At 38.6% G+C, this 207-nt stretch carries 1 protein-coding gene; it reads left to right on the top strand.

Annotation, left to right across the window (positions count from 1 at the left end; genetic code table 11):
- Positions 1–207, top strand: a 207-nt coding sequence (locus P20495_RS22160) for a hypothetical protein (protein ID WP_033016444.1), incomplete at both ends; no start/stop codon positions are given.

Raw genomic sequence — 207 nt, 5'->3', positions numbered from 1 at the left:
ACGACGAATTATTACTCGATAATGATTCTGCTCAGCTTGATACAGATTTAGCAATTGATGCTGAACCTCAAAATAATTCAAGCGCTGAAATAGATGAAGCTCTTAATGTAGAAGATAGCGATGAATTACCGATAAATTCAGATGCTGGTATTTCGGTTAATGAGTCTGAAACTCCCGAGCTTGAAGAAACTCAACCTACAGAGCCGG

The organism is Pseudoalteromonas sp. BSi20495 (genome assembly GCF_000241185.1).
Taxonomy (GTDB): domain Bacteria; phylum Pseudomonadota; class Gammaproteobacteria; order Enterobacterales; family Alteromonadaceae; genus Pseudoalteromonas; species Pseudoalteromonas fuliginea.
This window is presented reverse-complemented; position numbering and strand designations above follow the sequence as displayed.